The sequence below is a fragment of the Sphingomonas sp. Sph1(2015) genome, assembly GCF_001970915.1.
GTDB classification, from domain to species: domain Bacteria; phylum Pseudomonadota; class Alphaproteobacteria; order Sphingomonadales; family Sphingomonadaceae; genus Sphingomonas; species Sphingomonas parapaucimobilis.
This window is the reverse complement of record NZ_MQUI01000094.1, coordinates 1-2856: the sequence shown is the minus strand read 5'-3', so window position 1 is coordinate 2856 and position 2856 is coordinate 1. Positions and strand designations below refer to the sequence as shown.

Sequence of the window (2856 nt, the reverse complement as noted above, 5' to 3'; positions counted from 1 at the left end):
TATGAGGACCAGGACGCGCGGATCTCCATCTTGGCCAATGACCTTGCGTCAAAAGGCCGGATACGTTTTCGCAGACTGATCAGAATAGCTGACACAAACCGCTTGCCGACGGGGCGGGCCATACGTTTTTTATCCTCCCCTGCAAGGGGAGGGGGACCATGCGAAGCATGGTGGAGGGGGATGGCCGCCAGGGAAGCACCTTGACGAAGCCCCCCTCCGTCAGGGCTTCGTCTTGCCACCTCCCCGTGCCGGGGAGGATCGTACCCCCAAAACCACAACTTCACCCCGTCATAAATCGGTCATTACGCTGTCGCTACGGTGTCATGCCCCGGCCCCATGCGCCCGCTCCATTGGGTTAACGAGCCATTTGGGGGCCAGGATACATGGTGAAGTTTCTGATCGGCGTCGCGCCGCTGGCGCTGATCGCATCGGGTGCGTCGGCGCAGACGCTGCCCGCACAAGCCGCCGTCACCGCCGCTGATCCGGTCGCGACCGATTCCACGCCGCCCGAGGGCGAGCAGGCCAATGTTCCTGCCGATGTCGTCGTGCTCGGCTTCGGCCAGAGCCGTCAGGTGCAGACGATCACCGCCGCCGATCTCGATCGGCTGACCCCGGGCACCTCGCCGCTGAAAGCCATTTCCAAGCTGCCGGGCGTCAATTTCCAGGCGGCCGACCCGTTCGGTGCCTATGAATGGTCGACCCGCATCTCGCTTCGCGGGTTCAACCAGAACCAGCTGGGCTTCACGCTCGACGGCGTGCCGCTGGGCGACATGAGCTATGGCCCGACCAACGGCCTGCACATCAGCCGCGCGATCATCTCCGAGAATATCGCCTCGACCAGCGTCGCGCAGGGCGCGGGCGCACTCGGCACCGCCTCGACCAGTAATCTGGGAGGCACCATCCAGTTCACCAGCCGCGCGCCCTCCGACACCGCCGCGCTCGCCGCGTCGGGCACCTATGGCAGCAACGATACGATCCGCGCCTTCGTCCGCGCCGACAGCGGCGATCTGGGCGGCGGCCTGAAGGGCTATCTGAGCTATGCCTACCTGACCACCGACAAGTGGAAGGGTTTCGGCAGCCAGCGTCAGCATCAGGCCAATGCCAAGATCGTCAAGGATTTCGGCGACCGCGGCTCGATCACCGGTTTCTTCAACTTCTCGGATCGTCGCGAGAACGACTATCAGGACCTCAGCCTCGATATCATCAAGCGTCGCGGCTACTATAACGACAATATCAGCAACAATTATCCGCTCGCCATCCTCTATGCCAAGCAGGCGACCAACGGCGCGGCGGCGGCCGCCTATGCGGCGAAAAACAACGGATCGCTGACCGGATTCACCGCCCCCTATGCCGGGGTACAGATCGGCCTGCCCAGCGGGATCACGCTGGACGACGGTTATTATGACGCCGCCGGTCTGCGCCGCGACTATCTGGGCGGGATCACCTTCGCCGCCAAGCTGACCGACGCGCTGTCGCTGACCTCGACCAGCTATTATCACCATAACAAGGGGCAGGGATCGTGGATCACGCCCTATACCCCGACGACGCTGGGCGCACCCAATGCCGGTGGCACGCCGATCACCAACCCCGCCCCGCTGTCGTTCCGCACGACCGAGTACAGCCTCGACCGTGCCGGGACCATCGCCAAGCTGGCGCTGACCACCGGCATCAACAAGCTGGAGCTGACCGGCTGGTATGAGAGCAACACGCTGCACCAGGCGCGGCGCCTCTATGGCATGACCGATACCGCGACGCCCAACCGCAGCGCGCTGGATTTCCAGAGCAATCCGATGGCGACCGTCTGGAACGGCAAATACGATACCGAGACGCTGCAATATTCGGTCGGCGACACGCTCGACATCGGCCAGCTGACCATCAATGGCGGCTGGAAGGGGATGCGGGTGCGCAACCAGGCGAACACGCTGGCGGGGACGCTGGCGCGCGGCCGGATCAAGAGCGAGGACTGGTTCCTGCCGCAGATCGGCGCGGTGCTGCACCTGGGGAATCAGGCGGAAGTCTTCGCCAGCTATACCGAGAATATGCGCGCCTTCATCGCGGCGGCGACGGCGGCACCCTTCTCGATCAGCCAGGCGGCGTTCAATTCGGTCGCGGGCACCGTGCGCCCCGAAAAGTCGAAGACGGCCGAGGGCGGCGTACGCTATCGCACCGGCGGGCTGCAATTGTCGGCGACCGGTTATTATATCGACTTCTCCGACCGCCTGCTGACCTATTCGGTCGGCACCGCGATCCAGGGTATTCCGCCGACGCTGAACAATGTCGGCGGCGTGGAAAGCTATGGCGCGGAGGTTTCGGCCTTTTACCGCCTGACCCCGGCCTTCTCGGCGCTGGCCAGCTATTCCTACAACCATGCCACCTATCAGCAGACGGTGCGCGACGGGTCGGGCAACCTGCTGGCCGAAAAGGGGCGCTATGTCGTCGACACGCCGCAGAATATGGTCAAGGGCGAGCTGGTCTATGACGACAGCCGCGTCTTCGGCCGGGTCGGCGCGGACTATATGTCGAAGCGCTACTTCACCTATCTGAACGATCAGTCGGTCGACGGGCGCGTGCTGGTCGATGCCAGCATCGGGTATCGTTTCCCCAAGGAATGGGGCGGCTTCTCGATCGAAGGCAGCGTGACCAACCTGACCGACAAGCGGTACATCTCGACCATCGGCACCAACGGCTTCACCGCCAGCGGCGACAACCAGACACTACTCGCGGGCGCGCCGCGCCAGTGGTTCGTGACGCTGAAGAAGGGGTTCTGAAGGCCACCGCTAACCTCTAGCCGCTCCCCTCCCGCAAGCGGGAGGGGATGGGGGAGGGCAAGGGGTCTCACCGAGACCATCGCCTGTG

1 protein-coding gene is annotated in these 2856 nt (G+C 64.1%); it reads left to right on the top strand.

Annotated elements, in window-relative coordinates:
• The first annotated feature begins 383 nt into the window (after window positions 1-383).
• Window positions 384-2768 (top strand): TonB-dependent receptor, encoded by a 2385-nt coding sequence (locus BSZ14_RS18570; protein ID WP_076712041.1) that lies wholly within the window; start codon window positions 384-386, stop codon window positions 2766-2768.
• The last annotated feature ends 88 nt before the right edge of the window (window positions 2769-2856 follow it).